Source organism: Amycolatopsis bullii, from assembly GCF_014654205.1.
GTDB lineage: Bacteria > Actinomycetota > Actinomycetes > Mycobacteriales > Pseudonocardiaceae > Amycolatopsis > Amycolatopsis plumensis.
The window spans coordinates 1-19354 of the sequence record NZ_BNAW01000020.1; the positions used below are offsets into that span (position 1 = coordinate 1).

At 70.9% G+C, this 19354-nt stretch carries 6 protein-coding genes; all 6 read left to right on the top strand.

All coding sequences use genetic code 11. The features are described from left to right. The coding region (locus tag IE317_RS22225) for a helix-turn-helix transcriptional regulator (RefSeq protein ID WP_229902847.1) at positions 1–1473 on the top strand (1473 nt) is incomplete at its 5' end. Between the two features lie 54 nt (positions 1474–1527). Next, on the top strand, positions 1528–1845 hold the full coding sequence (locus tag IE317_RS22230) for a hypothetical protein (protein WP_191313042.1): 318 nt from the start codon (positions 1528–1530) through the stop codon (positions 1843–1845). Between the two features lie 254 nt (positions 1846–2099). Continuing rightward, positions 2100–13811 (top strand): DNRLRE domain-containing protein, encoded by an 11712-nt coding sequence (locus IE317_RS22235; RefSeq protein ID WP_191313044.1) that lies wholly within the window; start codon positions 2100–2102, stop codon positions 13809–13811. A 34-nt stretch (positions 13812–13845) separates the two neighbouring features. Next, positions 13846–14457 (top strand): hypothetical protein, encoded by a 612-nt coding sequence (locus IE317_RS22240; protein ID WP_191313046.1) that lies wholly within the window; start codon positions 13846–13848, stop codon positions 14455–14457. A gap of 137 nt (positions 14458–14594) precedes the next feature. Then, a complete protein-coding gene (locus tag IE317_RS22245) occupies positions 14595–18302 on the top strand; it encodes a S8 family serine peptidase (protein ID WP_229902848.1) in 3708 nt (1235 codons plus the stop codon). Continuing rightward, on the top strand, positions 18299–19348 hold the full coding sequence (locus tag IE317_RS22250) for a Dyp-type peroxidase (protein WP_191313050.1): 1050 nt from the start codon (positions 18299–18301) through the stop codon (positions 19346–19348). Before IE317_RS22245 ends, IE317_RS22250 begins: the two co-directional genes overlap by 4 nt. Positions 19349–19354 lie beyond the last annotated feature (6 nt).

Genomic DNA, 19354 nt, shown 5'->3' on the forward strand with positions numbered 1-19354 from the left:
GCGCTGGAAGCGGCGCTGAGCCTGCTGGGCGCGGCCGAGGCGGGGCCGCCGGATCCGGTGCGGGACGCCGAGGCCGAACGGCTGCGCGGGCAGATCGCGTTCGACCAGCGGCGCGGTGCTGACGCGGCGGAGCTGCTCCTGCGTGCGGCCGGACGTCTCGACGGTGACCGGGCTCGCGAGACGTACCTGGAGGCGCTCGGCGCCGCCGTGTGGGCCGGATCCGGCGTCGTCGAAGCCGCGACGCGGGCGCTCGCGGCGCCCGCCGCCCAGGGACCGCCGACCGCCGTCGACCTCGTGCTGGACGCGCTCGCCACCCGGCTCACCGACGGCTACGCGGCAGCGGCCCCGCTGATGACGAAGGCGGTGGACGCCGTCCGGGCGCTGGGCACCGGCGGCGAGAACGTCGGGCGGGTGCTGTGGCTGCTGGGCAACCGGGCCGGCGGCACCCTCGCGACCGAGGTGCTGGACTACGCCGCCGGCCGCGCGCTCGCCGAACGGCAGGCCGGGCTGGCCCGCGAGACCGGCGCGCTCGTCCAGCTGCAGTTCGCCCTCAACTTCCTGGCCAACCACGAGCTGGTCGCCGGCGACCTGACGGCGGCCCAGGCGCTCGTCGACGAGGACCGGCTGCTCGCCGAGGTCACCGGCGGCCGGCCGGTCGGGTACAGCGCGATCCTGCTCGCCGCCCTGCGCGGCCGGGACACCGCGGCCACGGAAATCGCGGCCGCGGCGGCGGAGGCGGCCGAACGGGGCCAGGGCCGGGTCGTGCGGTTCGCCGACTACGCCACCGCCGTGCTCGCCAACGGCCTCGGCCGCCACGACCTCGCCCGCGATGCGGCGCGCCGGGTGTTCGAGCACGACACCGTCGGCCACCAGGCCCTGGCGACCGCGGAACTGGCGGAAGCCGCGTCGCGCACCGGCGACGGCGACCTCGTCACGGCCGCGCTGGACCGGATGTCCGAACGGGCGCGGGCCACCCCGACGCCGTGGACGCGGGCGCTCGAGGCCCGCCTGCGGGCGCTGGCGGGCGAGACTCCGGACGAGTGCTACGCGGCATCGATCGCGTTGCTCACCGGCACGCCGTTGCGGGTGGAGCTGGCCCGGAGCCACCTGCTGTTCGGCGAATGGCTCCGGCGCGAAGGACGTCGTGCCGACGCACGGGAGCACCTGCGCACCGCGCACACCATGACCTCCGCGATGGGCCTCGAAGCCTTCGCGGACCGTGCTCGCCGCGAACTGCTGGCCACCGGCGAAACGGCCCGCAAACGCACCGCCGGGACCACGGAGGAGCTGACCGCGCAGGAGTTCCAGATCGCGCGCCTGGTCCGCGAAGGGCTGTCCAACCCGGAGATCGGCACGCGGCTCTTCCTGAGCCCGCGCACCGTGGAATGGCACCTGCGCAAGGTGTTCGGCAAGCTCGGGATCAGCTCACGACGTCAGCTGCGCGACACGGCCTTCGACGCGGTGGGAGCCTGAGCCGGGCTTCGTCGTCCGGGCGTGCTCACCTCGTTTTGCCTTACGCTGGGCGCCATGACTCGCCATGTGCGCCTCGCCGGTGGTTGTGCAGCCTTGGTGTTCCTCGGATTCCTCACCGCCTGCAGTGGCGGCGAACCACCGGCCAAAGAGGCGATCATCGCCAAGATCAAGTCCGATCCGCAGACCCGGGGCGCGTCGGACCGCACGGCCGGGTGTCTCGCTGAGTGGTACCTGAAATACGCTACGCCGGAACAGGTTTCGGCCTTCGTGGAAGGCGAAGCGGGGGATCGCCCGCTCGATCAGGTCGCCGCGGATCCGCAGGCCAGGTCCGTCATGCTCGACTGCTTGAAGGCCGCCGCCGACGACCGGTGAGGTCGTCCGGCTTGCGCATGCTCGTCCGAAGATGACGCTGTTTGGGCGATGGCGCATGATCCGAAGCTCGCTACGCTGAGGATCAGCAGCGGCCGCTGTGACCATCGTCAAGGGGGGGATGGGTTTCCGGCGGCCACGATCTGGGGGGATCAGTGCACGGTAGACGTCGCTCTGGTGTGCTCGCGCGCGTTCTGCTCCTGGCTTTGGTCCTTGCGGTGGTCGCCGTCGGGCTGCCCGCGTCATTGCCGGTTTTCTTGGGGGACAGGCAAACCGAAGCACGTCAGCAGCCCGCCGGGCCACCGGTGCGCGTGCGCGAGCTGGCCGAGCGCCGGACCGCGGACATGCGGGTGTTCGAGCTGTCGAACGGCCAGTTCGAAGCGGAGCTTTCCGCCCGCCCGCAGCATTTCCGCGACGAGCACGGAACCTGGCAGCCGATCGACACGACGGTGCGCGAGCAGGCGGGCGACGGCTACCGGTTCGCCAATGACACCAACGGGTTCCGCACCTCCTTCGGGGACCGGACGGATCGGCTGGCCCGGTTCGCCGTGGACGGCACGCGGGTCGAGCTGGGGCTCGACGGCGCGAGCAGGCCGGTCGATCCCCGGGTTGACCGAGACACCGTCAGCTACCCGGGCGCGTTCGACGGCGCCGAGCTGAACTACCAGGTCACGCGCGATGCCCTCAAGGAACGGATCGTCCTCGCCGCACCGCCCCGCGACGCCACGTACCGCTTCAAGGTGCACCTGTCCGGCGTGTCCGCCCAAGCGCAGCCGGACGGCTCGATCGCGTTCTTCGGCACCGGCGCGGACGGTCCGCCGCGGTACGTGATGCCCAAGCCGTTCATGGTCGACGCCGCGGGTTCACGCACGGATTCCTTCAGTGACAAGGTTTCCCAGACGGTCGAACAGCACGGGCCGGACATCACCGTGGTGGTGAAAGCGGACCACGACTGGCTGGCCGCCCCACAGCGCAAGTACCCGGTCGTGATCGACCCGACGATCAAGGTCGAGCCGACGTCGAACTCCGGTCAGGACAGCCAGATCTGGTCGGACACCCCGGATCGCAACGACGGGTCGAGCTACCAGCTCTCGGTGGGCACCGACGGCTCCGGGATCGCGCGCAGCCTGGTCAAGTTCGACACGTCCGTGGTGCCCGCCGGCACCAGCCTGACGTCGGCGAAGCTGCGGATGTACTACGACAACGAGCTTTACACCGGCGTCAACGACGTCACCATGGAGGCGCGGCGGGTCACCGCCGCGTGGGCCGAGAACACGGTCACCTGGAACAGCTTCAACGGGGCCTTCGCCGAGGCCGGCCTGGCGACCGCGGTCAAGCGCGCCAACGTCACGCAGACCTGGTCCGAATGGGACGTCCGCAACATCGCGCAGTCGTGGGTTTCCGGCTCCGCGGGCAACAACGGGCTCCTCGTCAAGGCGACCGACGAGACGCTCAAGCGAGGCGGCGCGATCCACCACGGCGCCGAGTCCGACTACAACGGCGACACGGCAACGTTCCCGAAGCTGGTGCTGACCTACGGGAAGCCGGGCGCCGCCCTGCAGCCGATCACGAAGGCCTACGCCACCGGCGCCGAGCTGACCTGGACCCCGTACACCAACCCGGGCCCCGGCAACGGTCCCGACGACATCGTCGGGTATCAGGTGCACCGTTCGGTGTCGCAGGTGTACACCCCTTCGGCCGCGACGCTGGTCACTTCGGTGGGGCCGCAGGCGACCCGGTTCGTCGACACCACCGCACCGGTCACCCCGGACAGCGCACCGGACCTGGGCTGGAACGCCTACTACTACATGATCGTCGTCCAGACCCGCAGCGGCGAGCTCATCCCGGGCGCCACGCAGCTGACCCGGACGCCGAAGGCGGGGCAGGTCCGGCAGATCTTCCCGGCCACCGCCGACACGACGCTGTCCGCCAGCCAGCCGAACACCAACTTCAACGTGCTCACCGGCCAGCCGTGGCTGCAGGTCGGCAACAACGGCGCCACCCTCGGCAAGAGCCGGGCCCTGCTGAAGTTCGGCGGTCTGAGCGCGCTCCCGGTGGGGACCACGATCGTCGACGCCGACGTGTCGGTGTGGGGGTTCTACTCCAACGGGTCCGGCGCGACCTTCGACGGCCACACGCTCAGCAGGCCCTTCGTGGAAGGCGAGGCGACCTGGAACCGCGCGTCCGCGGCCACCGCGTGGACCGCGCCGGGCGGTGACATCGCGGCGACCCGGTCGGACTTCATCTCGGGCGTTCCCGACCGCCCGACCTGGCACATCTGGGAAAGCGCGAGCATGGCGCAGGGCTGGGTGAACAACCCGGCGTCCAACAACGGCTTCGAGATCAAGCTGCACGACGAAGCGGGTGCCGCCCAGCGGGTGCTCTTCCTGTCCGACGAGGCGCCGGAACCCGCACTGCGGCCCACCCTCGCGGTGTCCTACCTGGGCACCCCGCCGGCTCCGCCCGCCGCGCCGCTCGTGTCGTCGGTGGACTACCCGCAGGACGGCTCGCACGGCGCGCCGGGGCAGCCGGGTGCGTTCGTGTTCAAGCCCGGCAACACCGTTCCGATCGCCAAGTTCGCCTACCAGCAGGACTCCGATCCGCGTCCCACGGAGGTGCCCGCGACCGGCCAGGTCACGGTGAACCTGGCACCCGCCGCGGCGGGCCGCCGGACACTGACCGTGTGGGCGATCGATGCCAACGGGGTGTCCTCGGGCGCGACGGCGTACACCTACTCCGTCGCGGAGCCACCGACCCATCACAAGCGGAAGTCGGACTTCGACGGCGACGGCAAGGACGACGTCGTCACCTTCACCCGGGGCAGTGCCCCGGCGGTCTACGTCTCCCTGTCCGACGGCACGAAGTTCGTGCAGGACGGCTGGAAGTGGCACGACAACTTCGCGGCGCAGAACGAAATCCCGCTGACCGGTGACTTCAACGGCGACGGCAAGGCCGACGTCGCCACGTTCACCCGCGGCACCGACGCGAGTGTCTACGTGGCGCTCTCCGACGGGACGAAGTTCGCGGCCACCGCGGCGAAGTGGCTGGGCGGTTTCGCGGCGGGCACCGACATCCCGGTGGTGGGCGACTTCAACGGCGACGGCCGGGACGACATCGCGGCCTTCGCCCGTGGCACGGACGGCGGCGTGTCCGTCGCGCTGTCCGACGGTGCCAAGTTCGGTACCCCGGTGAAGTGGCACAGCTCGTTCGCCCCGGGCACCGCGATGCCGGCGGCCGGCGACGTGAACGGCGACGACAAGGACGACATCGTCGCGTTCTCCGGAGGTGAAGCGGCGGACGTCTTCGTGGCCCTTTCCGACGGCACGAAGTTCGGCGCCTCGGCCAAGTGGCACGACGACTTCGCCCCGGACGCGAGCCGGGCCGCGGTCGGCGACATCGACGGTGACGGCAAGGACGACGTCGTCTCGTTCTCGAACGGCCAGGTGAACGCCGCGACCTCGACCGGCTCGGCGTTCGGCGCCGCACGGCAGTGGAACGCGAACTTCGCCCCCGGCGACGAGCTCCCCGGCGTCGGCGACTTCACCGGCGACGGCAAGTTCGACATCGCCACCTTCACCCGCGGCACCACCGGCAAGGTCTACGTCGGCGCTTCGGACGGCGCACGCTTCGGCGCGGGCGTCCAGTGGCACGGCCATTTCGCGATGGGGACCGAAGTTCCGCGGCCCAGCGTGTTCGCCGCCGGTCCGGGCACCCCGGCACCGGTGCCGCCCGCCGCACCGCTGGTGTCCTCTGTGGACTACCCGGCGGACGGACAGCCGCACGGCCGTCCCGGCCAGCCCGGCACGTTCGTCCTGAAGCCCGGCGACGCCGTGTCGATCGCGAAGTTCATCTACCAGCTGGACTCCGACTCGCAGCCGACGGAGGTGGCGGCCACCGGGCAGACCTCGGTGACCGTGACGCCGCTCGCCGCGGGCAGCCGGACCTTGACCGTCCGCGCGGTCACCGCCGGTGGCTTGGCTTCGCCGCCGGCCACCTACGCGTTCGTCGTCGCGACGCCTCCGCAGGCACCCGCCACCCCGCTCGTGTCCTCGGCGGACTACCCCGCGGACGGGCAGCCGCACGGTTCCCCCGGCCGGGAAGGCGTCTTCACGCTCAAGGCGGGCAGCACGGTCGCGGTCACCGGGTACCGGTGGCAGCTCGACGACGGCGGTCCCGCGGACGTGCCCGGCACCGGTGAGGTCCAGGTGCGCGCGACGCCGCCGACCCCGGGGCAGCACACGCTGACCGTGCGCGCGCTCGGCGTCGAGAACCTGATCTCGCCGCCGGCCACGTACACCTTCGTCGTGGCCGACGCGCCGAACGGACCCGGTGCCCCGCAGGTGCTTTCGCTGGACTACCCGTCCGGCGGAGCCCCGTACGGCGCGCCCGGGAAGGAAGGCACGTTCACCTTCCGGCCCACCGGGTCGACGGCGATCGCGGGCTACCGCTGGCAGCTCAACGGCGGCCCGGTCACCGAGGTGGCCGGGACCGGCAAGGTGGCGGTGAAGATCACGCCGGTCACCGCGGGTTCGCAGACACTCACCGTGCGGACGTTCACCGCCGCCGGCGCGGTTTCGGCACCGGCGAACTACCTGTTCGAGGTGGCGCCGCTGCCGCCGCCGGACGCGCCGAGCGTGTTCTCCGCGGACTACCCGGCGGACGGGCAGCCCCACGGGAACGCCGGCCAGGAAGGCGGCTTCACCTTCCGCCCCAACGGGACCACGGCCGTCGCCGGCTTCCGCTGGAAGCTCGACGAAGGACCGACCACGGACGTTCCGGGCACCGGCGACGTCGGAGTGCGGATCACGCCGCCGACCGGTGGCCCGCACACCCTGGTCGTCTGGGCGATCGGCAGCGCGGGCAGCGCGTCCGCGCCGGTCAGCTACACCTTCCTGGTCGCGGGCGCCGCGCCGGCTCCGGCCACGCCGCTGGTGTCCTCCACCGACTACCCCGCGGACGGGCAGCTGCACGGCAGCCTCGGCCAGGCGGGCACGTTCACCGTGCGCAGCCAGGGTGCCGTCGCCGCGGACGCCGTGCGGTACCAGCTGGACACCGACGCCGCACCCGCCGAGGTGCCCGCCGGCACCGGCACCGCGACGATCAGCCTCACCCCGGTCCGCTCCGGCCAGCGCACGCTGACCGTCTGGGCGAAGGCCACCTCGAGCGGCGTGCTTTCGGCACCGGCGAAGTACACCTTCGCCGTCGGTGCGCCCTCCGGCCCGCGCGACTACTTCTACGACGCCGCCGGACAGCTGGCGGGCGTCACGAACAACTCCGGTGAGGCCGCGGCCTACCGGTACGACGCCGCCGGCAACCTCGAGGCGACCGACCGCTACCGCACGGACACCGCGTCGATCTTCGCGCTGGTGCCCGCCCGCGGCCCGATCGGCAGCACGGTGGAGATCAGCGGCACCGGATTCGCCACGCAGCCGTCCGGCAACCAGGTGAGCTTCGACGGCATCGCCGCGCAGGTCACCGCCGCGACGGCGAACCGGCTCACCGTGGTCGTCCCCGCGGGCACCGGCGGTGGCGCGGTCAAGGTGACCGCGAACGGCAAGACCGCGGCCGCCCGCAGCCCGTTCGCAGTGACCAAGGGAGTGCCGGCGCCGACGATCACCGGCGTGTCGGCCGACCGGGGCGACTCCGGGGACACGATCACCATCACCGGTACCGGCTTCGATCCCGACGCCACGCGGGACGTCGTGCTGTTCCACCAGACCACCGCCCGGGTCAAGCAGGCCGGCCCGACCAGCCTGACCGTCGAGGTGCCCGCCGCGGCGGCGTCCGGCCGGATCAGCGTGCGCACGCCGGGCGGCATCGCGACCAGCGGCGCCGACTTCCTGGTGGCCCCGCGCGGGTTCAAGATCGGCCAGCTGGTCTACGGCGGCCGGATCGAGCTCGGCAAGCCGATGGAACTCGACATCCCGGCCGGCAAGGAAGCGGTCGTCCTGATCGACGGCCACGCCGGCGAGCGGGTGCACCTGGACCTGGAGAACAACACCGTCCCGGTCCGCTCGGCGATGTGGATGTTCTCCCCGCACGGCGGCGACTTCGCGCGCCGCACCATGGGCGACCCGCTCGACCTGTGGGCGGGCAGCACGCTGCGCCAGGACATCCCGGTGTTCGGCGCCAACGGCACCTACACGATCGTGGTCGCGCCGGACGACGACGAGTCCGGCAAGGTGCGGATCACCGCGTCGCACACCCTGACCGGCGACAAGCTGACCCGCGACGGCACCGGCGTGCCGTTCACCGTCAGCGTGGCGCAGCAGCGCGCCGAAATGACCTTCACCGCCACCGCGGGCGAGTGGCTCAGCTTCGGCCTGACCGACCTGAGCATGCCGGCCAACACCTTCGACGTCCTGGTGACCCAGCCGGACGGCTACAAGAACACCTGGAAGGCCTCGCTCACCCTCTACACCCCGACGATGGTGTTCAAGGCGCGCCAGACCGGCACGTTCACCGTCGGGGTCACCTTCGGCGCGAACGAGCTCGGCGCCGGGAAGGTCTGGTTGTCCGGGGTGCTCGAGGCGGGCCAGCTCGCGGTCGACGGGGCTGGCACGCAGTTCAAGATCAACCGGCCCGGCCAGTCCGTGCGGATGCCGTTCACCGGGGTCGCGGGCAAGAACCTGCGGTTCGGCGTCACCGAGAACACGCTGCGCGAGAACGGCCGCCCCGGTTACCCGGGCGGAATCCTGGTGGAGCCGGACGACAACCAGGTCGAGCTGCGGACCGGCACCCAGGAGATCCGCAGCGTCCCGATCCGCAAGAGCGGCCAGCACAGCCTGTTCATGAGCGGGTGGGAGGCCGTCGGCAGCGCCCGGGGCTGGCTGAGCTCCGCGACCGAGGCCGGCCAGCTGCCGATCAACGCGCAGACCAAGGTCACCGTCGACCGGCCGGCCCGGGAGGTGTGGTTCGACTACAACGGTGTCCAGGGCAGGCCGCTGCACCTGCAGACCCGGAACAAGAGCCTGCCCGGCTACGTCACCCTGCGGGTCTTCCAGCCGACCGGGAACAAGCTGGTGACCAGCTCGATCGACGGCAAGCTGGACATCCCGGCGCTGCCCGAGACCGGGAAGTACCGCATCGAGCTCGATCCGGCGTTCGCCACCACGGGCGACGTCACGATCGCCGCGTCCGAGCCGCTGGACCTCGGCCGGATCGCCATCGACGGGCCGCCGCCGACGGCTTCGGTCACCGTGCCGGGCCAGCGTGTCGTCGCGACGTTCGCCGGGCAGGCCGGGCAGCGCCTGAGCCTCGGCTTCACGTCGCCGAACATCCCGTTCCTCAAGCCGACGGTGTCCAAGCCGGACGGCACCACGCTGGACTCGCCGTTCAACTTCGGCCTGCCGTGGGGCTTCGACCTGACCACGCTGCCGGTGACGGGCGACTACCGGATCGTGCTCGAACCGCTCGAGGACGGGGCCGGGCCCGCCACGGGTGACCTGACCGTCCTGCTTTCGTCCGAAGTGGACGGGGGGAAGGTCGTCGTCGGCGGCCCCGCCACCACGATCACCATCGGGCGGACCGCGCAGAACGGGAAGGTGACCTTCGACGGCACCGCGAACGACGTCCTGCAGGCGGACTTCACGTTCGGGTTCCCGAACAACGGCGGGGCCTACTACAGCCTGATCGCGCCGGACGGCACGGTCTCGCCGAACCACTCCTGGATTTCGTTCAGCCTGTTCAAGCTGCCCGCGCTGAAGATAACGGGCACCTACACCATGGTGTTCGACCCGGGTGGCCAGTTCACCGGCTCGATGACCGTGGCGCTCAGCAAGCCCGCCGCGGCCGCGACGGCGGCCCCGCAGCAGCGGATCGATCCGCCCAAGCCGGTCACGCCGAAGTGCGTCCCCGCCGAACCGGTCCCGGCTCCGGCCAAGCCCGGCAAGGCGCCCGAGGGGTCGGCGCAGCCGCCGGTCGCACCGGAACCCGCGCCCGCCCCGCCGTCGTCGTCGACCTGCGGGTCGCCCGGCGGCTGGCAGCCGGACACCGCCAACCTGAACGGCACCGACTGGAGCACCCGCTACGACCCGGCGCCGGTGCGGGACCGGCCGCTGCAGTTCGGCGTCGGCTTCACCGGCCTGGTCGGCAAGATCCAGTCCACGGCGGGCCAGTCCCTGTCCGGCGTCACCGTGAGCGCCGGCGGCAGCCGCGTCACGACCGACGACCAGGGCAAGTTCGTGCTGACCGGGCTGCCCGGCGGCCACGTCGTGGTGCGGGTGGACGGCCGCACCAACACCTCCGGCCGCCCGTTCGGCTCGTTCGACATCGGCGTGGACCTCAAGGGCGGCCAGGTGCTCGTCCTGCCGTACACGGTGTTCCTGCCGGAGATCGACGCCGCCGCGACGGTGCACGTGCCCAGTCCGACCACGGCCGAGACCGTCCTCACCACGAAGGCCATCCCCGGCCTGGAAGTCCGGCTGCCGGCGGGGACCGTCGTCCGCGACGCCGACGGGAACGTGGCGACCGAACTGAGCCTCACCCCGATCCCGATCGACCGGCCGCCGTTCCCGCTGCCACCCACGAAGGTCCCGGTGTACTTCACGGTCCAGCCGGGCGGCAGCTACCTCTTCCCCGAGGGCGCCACGATCGTCTACCCGAACTACACGAAGGAGCGGCCGGGCACCCGGACCCAGTTCTGGAACTACGACCCGGACGGCCAGGGCTGGCACATCTACGGCTACGGCACGGTTTCGCCGGACGGCAAGCAGATCGTGCCCGACGCGGATGTCAAGTTCTACCGGCTGACCGGCGCGATGACCGCCGTGCCGGGGATGAACCCGCCGCGGTCCGCGCCGACGGCCGGCGTGCCCCGCGTCGGGGACCCGGTGGACCCCTCGACCGGGCTGCTGGTGGACGAGACGACCGACATGGTCGTCGACGACATCGCGCCGATCGAGATCAAACGCAGCTACCAGCAGGGCGACACCGACATCCGCGCCTTCGGCGTCGGCACGAGCTTCAACTACGGCCTCTACCCGTGGTCTCCCGGCGTCATCGGGCAGTTCACGTTCCAGGAGTTCGACCTGGTGCAGCCCGACGGCAGCAGGATCCACTACCGCCGCACCTCGCCGGGACAGGACTACGCGGGCGCGGTGTTCAAGGCCGATCCGACGCCGACGCGGTTCGACGGCTCGGTCGTGAAGTGGATCGACAGCGGATGGGACGTGACGCTTCGCGACGGCACCGTGATGGTGATCGGCGAAGAGGCGCCGCTGCAGGAGATCCGGGACAAGTTCGGCAACACCACCACGATCACGCGGGCGACCGCGCCGCCGGGGACCGACGGCAAGGTCCGCGCCAACGGACCGGTCACGCAGATCACCTCGCCGAACGGACGGTGGGTGAAGTTCGCCTACGACGAGTCGAACCCGCCGCGCGTCAAGTCCGTCGAGGACAACCTGGGCCGGCGCGTCGGCTATACCTACGACGCGACCGGGCACCTGGAGACGGTGACCGACGTCCGGGGTGGCCTCACCCGGTACACCTGGGACGACAAGGGCCGGCTCAAGACCATCACCGACGCCAGAGGCACCCGGTACCTGCTCAACGAGTACGACGACAAGGGCCGGGTGAAGACCCAGACGGCCGCGGACGGCGGGATCACCCAGTTCGAGTACGTCACCTCGGGCGAGGCGATCGTCGAGACCCGGATCACCGATCCTCGCGGGCACGTCCGGCGGATGACCTTCAACGACAAGGGATCGGTGCTCACCGACACCAAGGCGTTCGGCACCGACGTCGCCGAGACGACGACCAGCGAGTACGACACGGGCGGTGTCCGGCTGAAGACCAGCACGGACGCGTTGCAGCGCAAGACCGCCTACGTCTACGACGATCTGGGCCAGGTCAAGGAAAAGACGGTGCTGGCGGGCACGCCGGAGGCGCGCACGGAGAAGTTCGAGCGCAACGGGCCGCACCACGAGCTGACCAAGTACACCGACTTCTACGGCAAGGACACGGTGTACGGGCTCGACCCGCGTGGGGCGGTGCAGTCGGTCACGGACGCGGCGCAGCGCGTCAAGACCTACGACACCAACGAAAAGGGCCTGGTCACCAAGGTCACCGATCCGGCGGGCAAGTTCGCCACCACCGACTACGCGGGTGCCGATCCGGTCCAGGTCACCGACCAGCTGGGCCGGGTGAGCAAAGCGGGCTTCGACTCGCTCGGCCGGACGGTGCTGACCACCGATCCACGGGGCGGCGTCACCGAAACCGCGTACACCGCGGCGAACGAGGTCGCCTCGGTGACCGATCCGCTCGGCCGGACCATGGCCTACGAGTACGACCCGAACGGCAACCGCCACAAGGTCACCGACGCCCGCGGCGGCCAAACGGTCTTCGACCACGACAACATGGACCACGTCGCGAAGGTCACCGACCCGCTCGGCCGGTTCGAGCAGGCGGAGTACGACCAGAACGGCAACCTGAAGAAGCACACCAGCCGGCGCGGCATCGTCACCGAAAACGACTACGACGACCTGGACCGCCGATCCGAAAGCCGGTTCGGCACCGAAAGCAGCACGAAGTTCGGCTACGACCTGGGCAACCGCCTGAAGCGGACCGAAGATTCGGCCGCCGGGTTGGCGACCACCGAGTACGACAACCTCGACCGCGTCAAGGCCGAGACCACCGCGCAGGGCAGTGTGTCGTACGACTACGACACCGCCGGGCGGGACCGGGTGCTGAACGTGCCCGGCCGGGCTCCGGTGCGGTACGTCTACGACGCCGTGGGTGCGTTGTCCGAGGTCCAGCAGGGCGGCACCGCGGTCACGACCGTCAGCCGCGACGCGGTGGGGCGCGTGCAGCGGATCGGTGCGCCCGGCGGCGGCGTCTCCCAGACCTACGGCTACGACGACGCCGGCGAAGTCAAGACGATCACCTACCGTGCGGGCCAGACCGTGCTCGGTGATCTCGCCTACGACTACGACCCGGCGGGACAGCCGATCCGGACCGGCGGCAGTTACTCGAGGGCGATGCTGCCGGAGCAGTTCGGCCTGGCCGTCTACGACCAGGCGAACCGGATCCGCAGCATCGGCGCCACCCCGGTCGGCCACGACCCGGACGGCAACCTGATCTCCGACGGAGTGGCCACCTACACCTGGAACGCCCGTGGCCAGCTGGCCGCGCAGTCCGGCCCGGGCACGACGGCGGCCTTCGGCTACCAGGCGGACGGCCGCCGCCAGTCCAAGACGATCAACGGGGTCACCACCGCCTTCCTGTACGACGGGAAGAACCCGGTGCAGGAGAAGGTCAACGGCACCGTCACGGCGACGATCACGTCGTCCGGTGTGGACGGGTACCAGCTCCGCGACGCCGGCGGGGTGACCCGCCGGTACCTGACGGACGGCGTGGGGAGCACCCTCGGACTGGTCGACAGCACCGGTGCGGGTGCGACGTACACCTATGAGCCGTTCGGCCGCACCTACGTCACCGGCAACGACGGCGGGAATGCCTACCGGTACACGGGGCGCGAGGACGACGGCACCGGTCTGTACTACAACCGAGCCCGCTATTACAGCCCGGGTTTGCAGCGGTTCTTGAGTGAGGACCCGATCTCGTTCGCCGGTGGGAACAACCTGTACGGCTATGTCGGCAACCAGCCGACCACACACACTGACCCGGACGGGGAAAAGCCGAAGTCGAGTTACATCGACGGGCCGTTGCCCGACTACGGTCAGACCTCGCTTTACGCCCGCTACAACCCGATGACCGGCGAGATCTACAAATGGGGCATCTCGAAGAATCCGATCGGCCGCTATCCGGCTCGCGACTACGAGGACGGCAGCCGTATGCAGATCATCAAGAACTACGACGACCGCATGGATGCCCTGTCCAATGAACGTTATCTCACCGAACGCTGGCCCGGGCCGAACAACTACGAAAAGTGGGCTGGTTCCGTCCCGACGACACGCGACTGGCAGAGTGGCATCCAGGACGTCAAACGCGGCACGACCTCCTACTGAGTCGGCGCCGGCGGACCAGGTCGGAAGGACTGTCATGGACGAGCGGCAATCCGCGGCTGTGCGGGAATCGGTTCTCGCGACGCTGCACGAGTTCTACTGCCCGCTGTCGTCGACCGAACTGGCGAGCCTGCTGCGCGCGCGAAACGGTCTCGAGGTCCCGGCCGGCGAAATCGAGCAGTTGGTCGCGCTGGACGAAGAGGCGTTCGATGCGGCGGAGGATGATGCGGGCATCTGGCTGTGCCCTGGTCTGGAGCCACCGGAACTCTACCCGGACACCGACTTCGTGACCCGTTCGGATTGGCCGCTTCCGGTCCGGTTGGTCGAGTACACCACCGAGCCGAAGCGCCGGCTGTGGTTGCTCCGGGTGCTGGCCGATCAGGTCCTCGTCCGGCTCGGTGAGCGCGGTGACCCGACGGTGTTCGACGAGCTGTTCGCCCAGCTTTTCCCTGCGTTGCCCGGCGACGTCCGATCCAGCAGGTTCGGACAGGCGACTCGAGTCGACCTCACCGAGGAAGACCAGGTCGAAACCGTGCGCGAGCTGGCCGAGGACGAGTACGCCGTGTTCGGGAATTCCGGTTCTCGCATCGAAGAAACCGCGGCGGCGAAGCTTTCTCGCCGGGAGAAACTGTTCGGTGCCGTCGACTGAGCACATGAGAAGAACTTGGCATAGCTGACCGGTAAGGATGGGGGACTGGCGAAATGCGCGGGTGGGTAAGAGGGGGCCGGTCGTTTGCCGCGGTTGCTGTTGCGGCCGTCTTCGCGGGGCTGCTGGCCGGTGCTGCCGTGCCCGCGCAGGCGGCCGTGGGACAGGTGCTGGAACCGCCCGGAGCCCAGCTGATCGACGGCAGCTACATCGTCCTCACCAAGCCGAGCCAGATGTCGGCCACAGCTGCGGCCGGCGTGCTCACGAGCCACTACGGCGGTAAAGCCGGGCGAACCTACCAGGCCGCTCTGCACGGGTTCACCTTCACCGGGTCGGCGGAGCAGGCCAAGAAGCTGGCCGCCGATCCGCTCGTCGAACGGGTCGAGGCCGACTCCGTCGTGGCGGGTCAGGCCACCCAGCCGCTGCCGCCGTGGAACCTGGACCGGGTCGATCAGCGGGGCACCGTGCTGGATGACGCGTTCACCTACCCGGACGGGGCGGGGGCGGGCGTGACCGCGTACATCATGGACACCGGCGTCCGGACTTCCCACTCGGAGTTCGAGGGGCGCGCCAGCGTCGGCTTCGACGCCATCAACGACGGCTGGAACGGCCAGGACTGCAGCACTTCCGGGCACGGCACGCACGTCGCCGCCACGGTCGGCGGCAAGACGTACGGGGTGGCGAAGAAGGCCAAGCTCGTCTCGGTTCGGGTGCTCAGCTGCGAGAACGTCGGCGCGGTCAGCCAGATCATCGCCGGTGTCGACTGGGTGACCCAGCACGCGCAGCGCCCGGCGGTGGTCAACATGAGCCTGGGCGGTGGCCAGTCGGCCGCCGAAGACCTCGCGGTCAAGAACTCCATCGCGTCCGGCATCACCTATGCCGTGGCCGCGGGGAACGACGACCGGGACGCCTGCTTCGCCAGCCCGGCGGACGTGCCCACGGCGATCACCGTCGGCGCGAGCAACCCCGTCGACGAACGGGCCCGCGACTGGAAGGAGCCGGGCGGCGTCACCCAGGGTTCGAACTACGGATCCTGCCTTGACCTGTTCGCGCCGGGGGAGTCGGTCAAATCCGCGCACAACGCCACCGACACCGCGACGGTCACCCTCCGCGGGACGTCGATGGCGTCCCCGCACGTCGCCGGCGCGGTCGCGCTGCTGTTGTCCCAGTCTCCCGGCCTGAGCCCGGCCGAAGTGACCAACGCCCTGCTCGGGCGGGCCACGGCCGGCGTCCTCAAACAGGACACCCTGAAGACCGGCTCACCGAACAAGCTGCTCTACACCGGCGTGCCGCCGCAGCAGGTCTGCACGGTCGCGAACGACACCCGCCAGCCGATCCCGGACCTGGGCAGCGTCACCAGCACGATCGAAGTGACCGCCTGCGGGCGGAAGGTGGCCGCCACCGCGCGGGTGCGCGTCCGGGCCGAGCATCCGGCGCGCGGTGACCTCTCGATCCGCCTCGTCACGCCGGACGGCACCGAGCTGCCGGTGAAGAACGCCGACGGCACGGACACCGCCGCCGATCTCGACCAGACCTACCCGCTGCCCGATCTGACCACAAAGGACGCCAACGGCGTCTGGAAGCTCGTCGTCCGCGACAACTTCGGCTTCGACGAGGGCGCGTTGGCCGGCTGGAACCTGGTGCTGGCCGAGCCCGCCGTGGCGCTGCCCGTCGTATCCTCGACGGCGTACCCCCCGGACGACCAGCCGCACGGCGGCGCCGGAGTCGGCGGCACCTTCACGTTCAAGCCCGGCAGCTCGGTCCCGGTCGCGAAGTACTCGTACCAGCTGGACACCGAGGCGCAGCCGAAGGAGGTGACCGCGGTCAACGGCGAGGCGTCGGTGACCGTGACGCCGGGCTCGGCCGGGCGCCGGACGTTGACCGTGCGCGCGTTCAACGCCGTCGGCGAGCCGTCCGCACCGGTCCTGTACGCCTTCGTCGTCGCCGACGTGCCACCTCCGGCCACGCCCCTGGTGTCCTCCTTCGACTACCCCGCCGACGGGCATCCCAACGGTGGCACCGGTTTGCCGGGCACGTTCACCTTCAAACCGGGAGGCACCGAGCCGGTCGACAAATACGTTTACCAGCTCGATTCCGACGCCGTGCCGGTCGAGGTGACCGGCACCGGTGAGGTCTCCGTGGGCGTCACGCCGAATTCGGCCGGCGTGCGCACGCTGACCGTCCGGTCCGTGCGGGGTGGCCTGCAATCCGCGGCGGCCACGTACACGTTCACGGTCGCGGGGGCGGCGGACGTCGTCGACGGTGGCACGATCGTGGCGGACGGCGCGCCGGTCAGTCCGGCGATCCCAGCGGACAAGGTGCTGCGGCTCAAGTTCGACGCGACGGCGGGGGACAAGGTCGGCATCGGCGTTCCGTCGAATTCGCTCACCACTTCGGCACGGCTCTGGCTGGTCGATCCGGGTGGCCGGTCGTTCACCGTCGAGACGAACAACGGACCTACGTACCTCGTCGGTGGCCTCGGGCGTGACGTGACGCTTCCCGCGCTGCGGACCACGGGGACGTACCAGGTGTTCGTCGATCCGGACGGCGCGGGGACCGGTGCGGTGACCGTGCAGTTGTCGAAGAGCATCGTCGGGACCACCGACACCGCTTCGGCGGGATTCGCCTACAGCCGGATTCGCTCCGGCCAATTCGTGGATCTCGGCTTCGACGGCGCACAGGACACTTGGTACGACATCGGCGTCACGGATCAACCCGGCTTCACCTACCTCATGGTGTACGTGTTCGACCCGAGCGGCGCCCGGGTGGGGAACCCGCTGGTGATCACCGCCGGTTCAGCGGACCGGCTCCGCATTCCCGTGGCCGGCAGGTACCGGCTGGTCGTCGGCCAGTACTTCGGCGAAAGCACCGGCAGCGGGAAGCTGTGGCTTTCGACGGAGGTGGCCGCGGGGGACATCAGCGCGACCGGCGCGGGCAAGACGCTGACCCTGAGCAGGCCTGGGCAGCAGGCGCGCCTCAGGTTCGACGGAACCCACGGGCAGCGGCTCGGGGTGGGGTTCGCCGGCGCGGCGTTGTCCAACGGCTCGCCGAAGGCGGCTCTCGTCGGCCCGGGCGGCGCACTGCTGAACGCGGAAAACTACGGGACCGGGGCGTTCTTCCCCGCACTGAGCCAAAGCGGCAGCTACAACCTGCTCATCAACGGCGGCTCCGGAACCGGGACGGTGACCACCTGGCTGTCCGAAGAGATCGCGGCGGGCACGCTCGCCGTCGGCGGCGCCGCGAAGTCGATCAGCGCCGGCCGGATCGGGCAGCACACGCGGTTGACGTTCGACGGCACGGCGGGGCAACGCCTCAGCCTCGGCGTGACCAACGCGACGGCGGGCTTCGACCAGCAGTTCTTCCGGGTGTTCAAACCGGACGGCACGGCGATGGACTACGGGTACAGCACCACGGGCGCGGACAGTGCCGCGTTCGGCGCGCTGCCGGTGACGGGCACCTACGAGCTCGTGGCGGCGCCCACCAACAGCGCCACCGGCACGGTCACCTTGACCTTGTCCGGTCCCGCCGACGCGGGGACGATCACGATCGGCGGCGCCGCGGCGACGGTTTCGGTCACGCGGGCCGGCCAGGACGGTCAGGTCGCGTTCACCGGCGCCGCGGGCGACAAGCTCCGGCTGACGTTCAGCGGCAGCACGTTCGTGAGCAAGACGTTCCTGCTCACGGTGCTCAAACCGGACGGGACGACCCTCGTGGACCGGGCGTACAGAACCGACCAGAGCCCGTACGACCTGCCCGCGCTTCCCACGGCGGGCAGTTACCGGGTGCTGCTCGACCCGGTGTCCGCGGGGACCGGTTCGATCGCGGTCGGCCTGGTCAGGACGCCGTGACGGCCCACCGCCTCGGCCGCCGGTCGTTCCTGGCCGCGGTGGGGGTGGCGGGCCTCGCCGGCTGCGCGGGCCAGCCTCCGCCGCCGCAGCCGGCACCCCGGCGCGTGCCGGGCCAACCCGGCGTGGTGACGCCCGCACGGCCGAAGACGGCGCTCGCCGCGTTCGACGTGACCGCGCGGGACCGCAACGGCCTGGCCGAAACCCTGCGGGCGTGCGGCTCGCCGGTCCCGGACGCGACGGTGACGGTCGCCGTGGGCGCGTCGCTGTTCGACGGCCGGTTCGGCCTCGAGCGCCCGCGGCGCCTGACGCCGATGCCGTCGTTCCGCAACGACGTGCTGGATCCCGAGTGGTGCCACGGGGATCTGCTCGTTCAAGTCAGTGCGGACAGCCAGGAGGCGATCGACGCCGCGCTGGCCCGCCGCATTCCGGGTGCGGCGCCGCGCTGGCAGCTGACCGGCTTCCACCCCGACGGCGAGTCCCGCAACCTGTTCGGTTTCCGCGAGGGGGCGGGAAACCCCGACACCGCGGACGCGCGCGCCATGGACCAGTACGTGTGGGTCCAGCCGGGCGACGACGAACCCGCCTGGTGCACGGGCGGGACCTACCAGGCCGTCCGCCTCATCCGGCTCGCGATGCCGATCTGGGACGCGGAGCCGGTGCCGGTCCAGGAGCGCGTGTTCGGCCGCCACAGGGACTCCGGCGCGCCGTTGGGGCAGGCGGACGAACACGCGAAGCCCGACTTCGCAGGCGACCCCCAGGGCCGCGTCATCGCCCTCGACGCACACATCCGCCGGGCGGCGGGCAGCGAAGAACACCGCATCCTGCGCCGCGGCCACTCGTACCGCCTGTCGGACGAGGACGTCGGCCAGATCTTCGTCTGCTACCAGCGCGACCTGGAGAAGGGCTTCGCCACGATCCAGCGAAGGCTCGCCGGAGAGGCCCTGGAGAAGTACACCCTCCCCTTCGGCGGCGGCTACTTCTTCGTCCTCCCCGGGAGCACCGCAACGGCCGGCGACTACCCGGGCCGCGCCATGCTGGCCACGTAAGCTGGC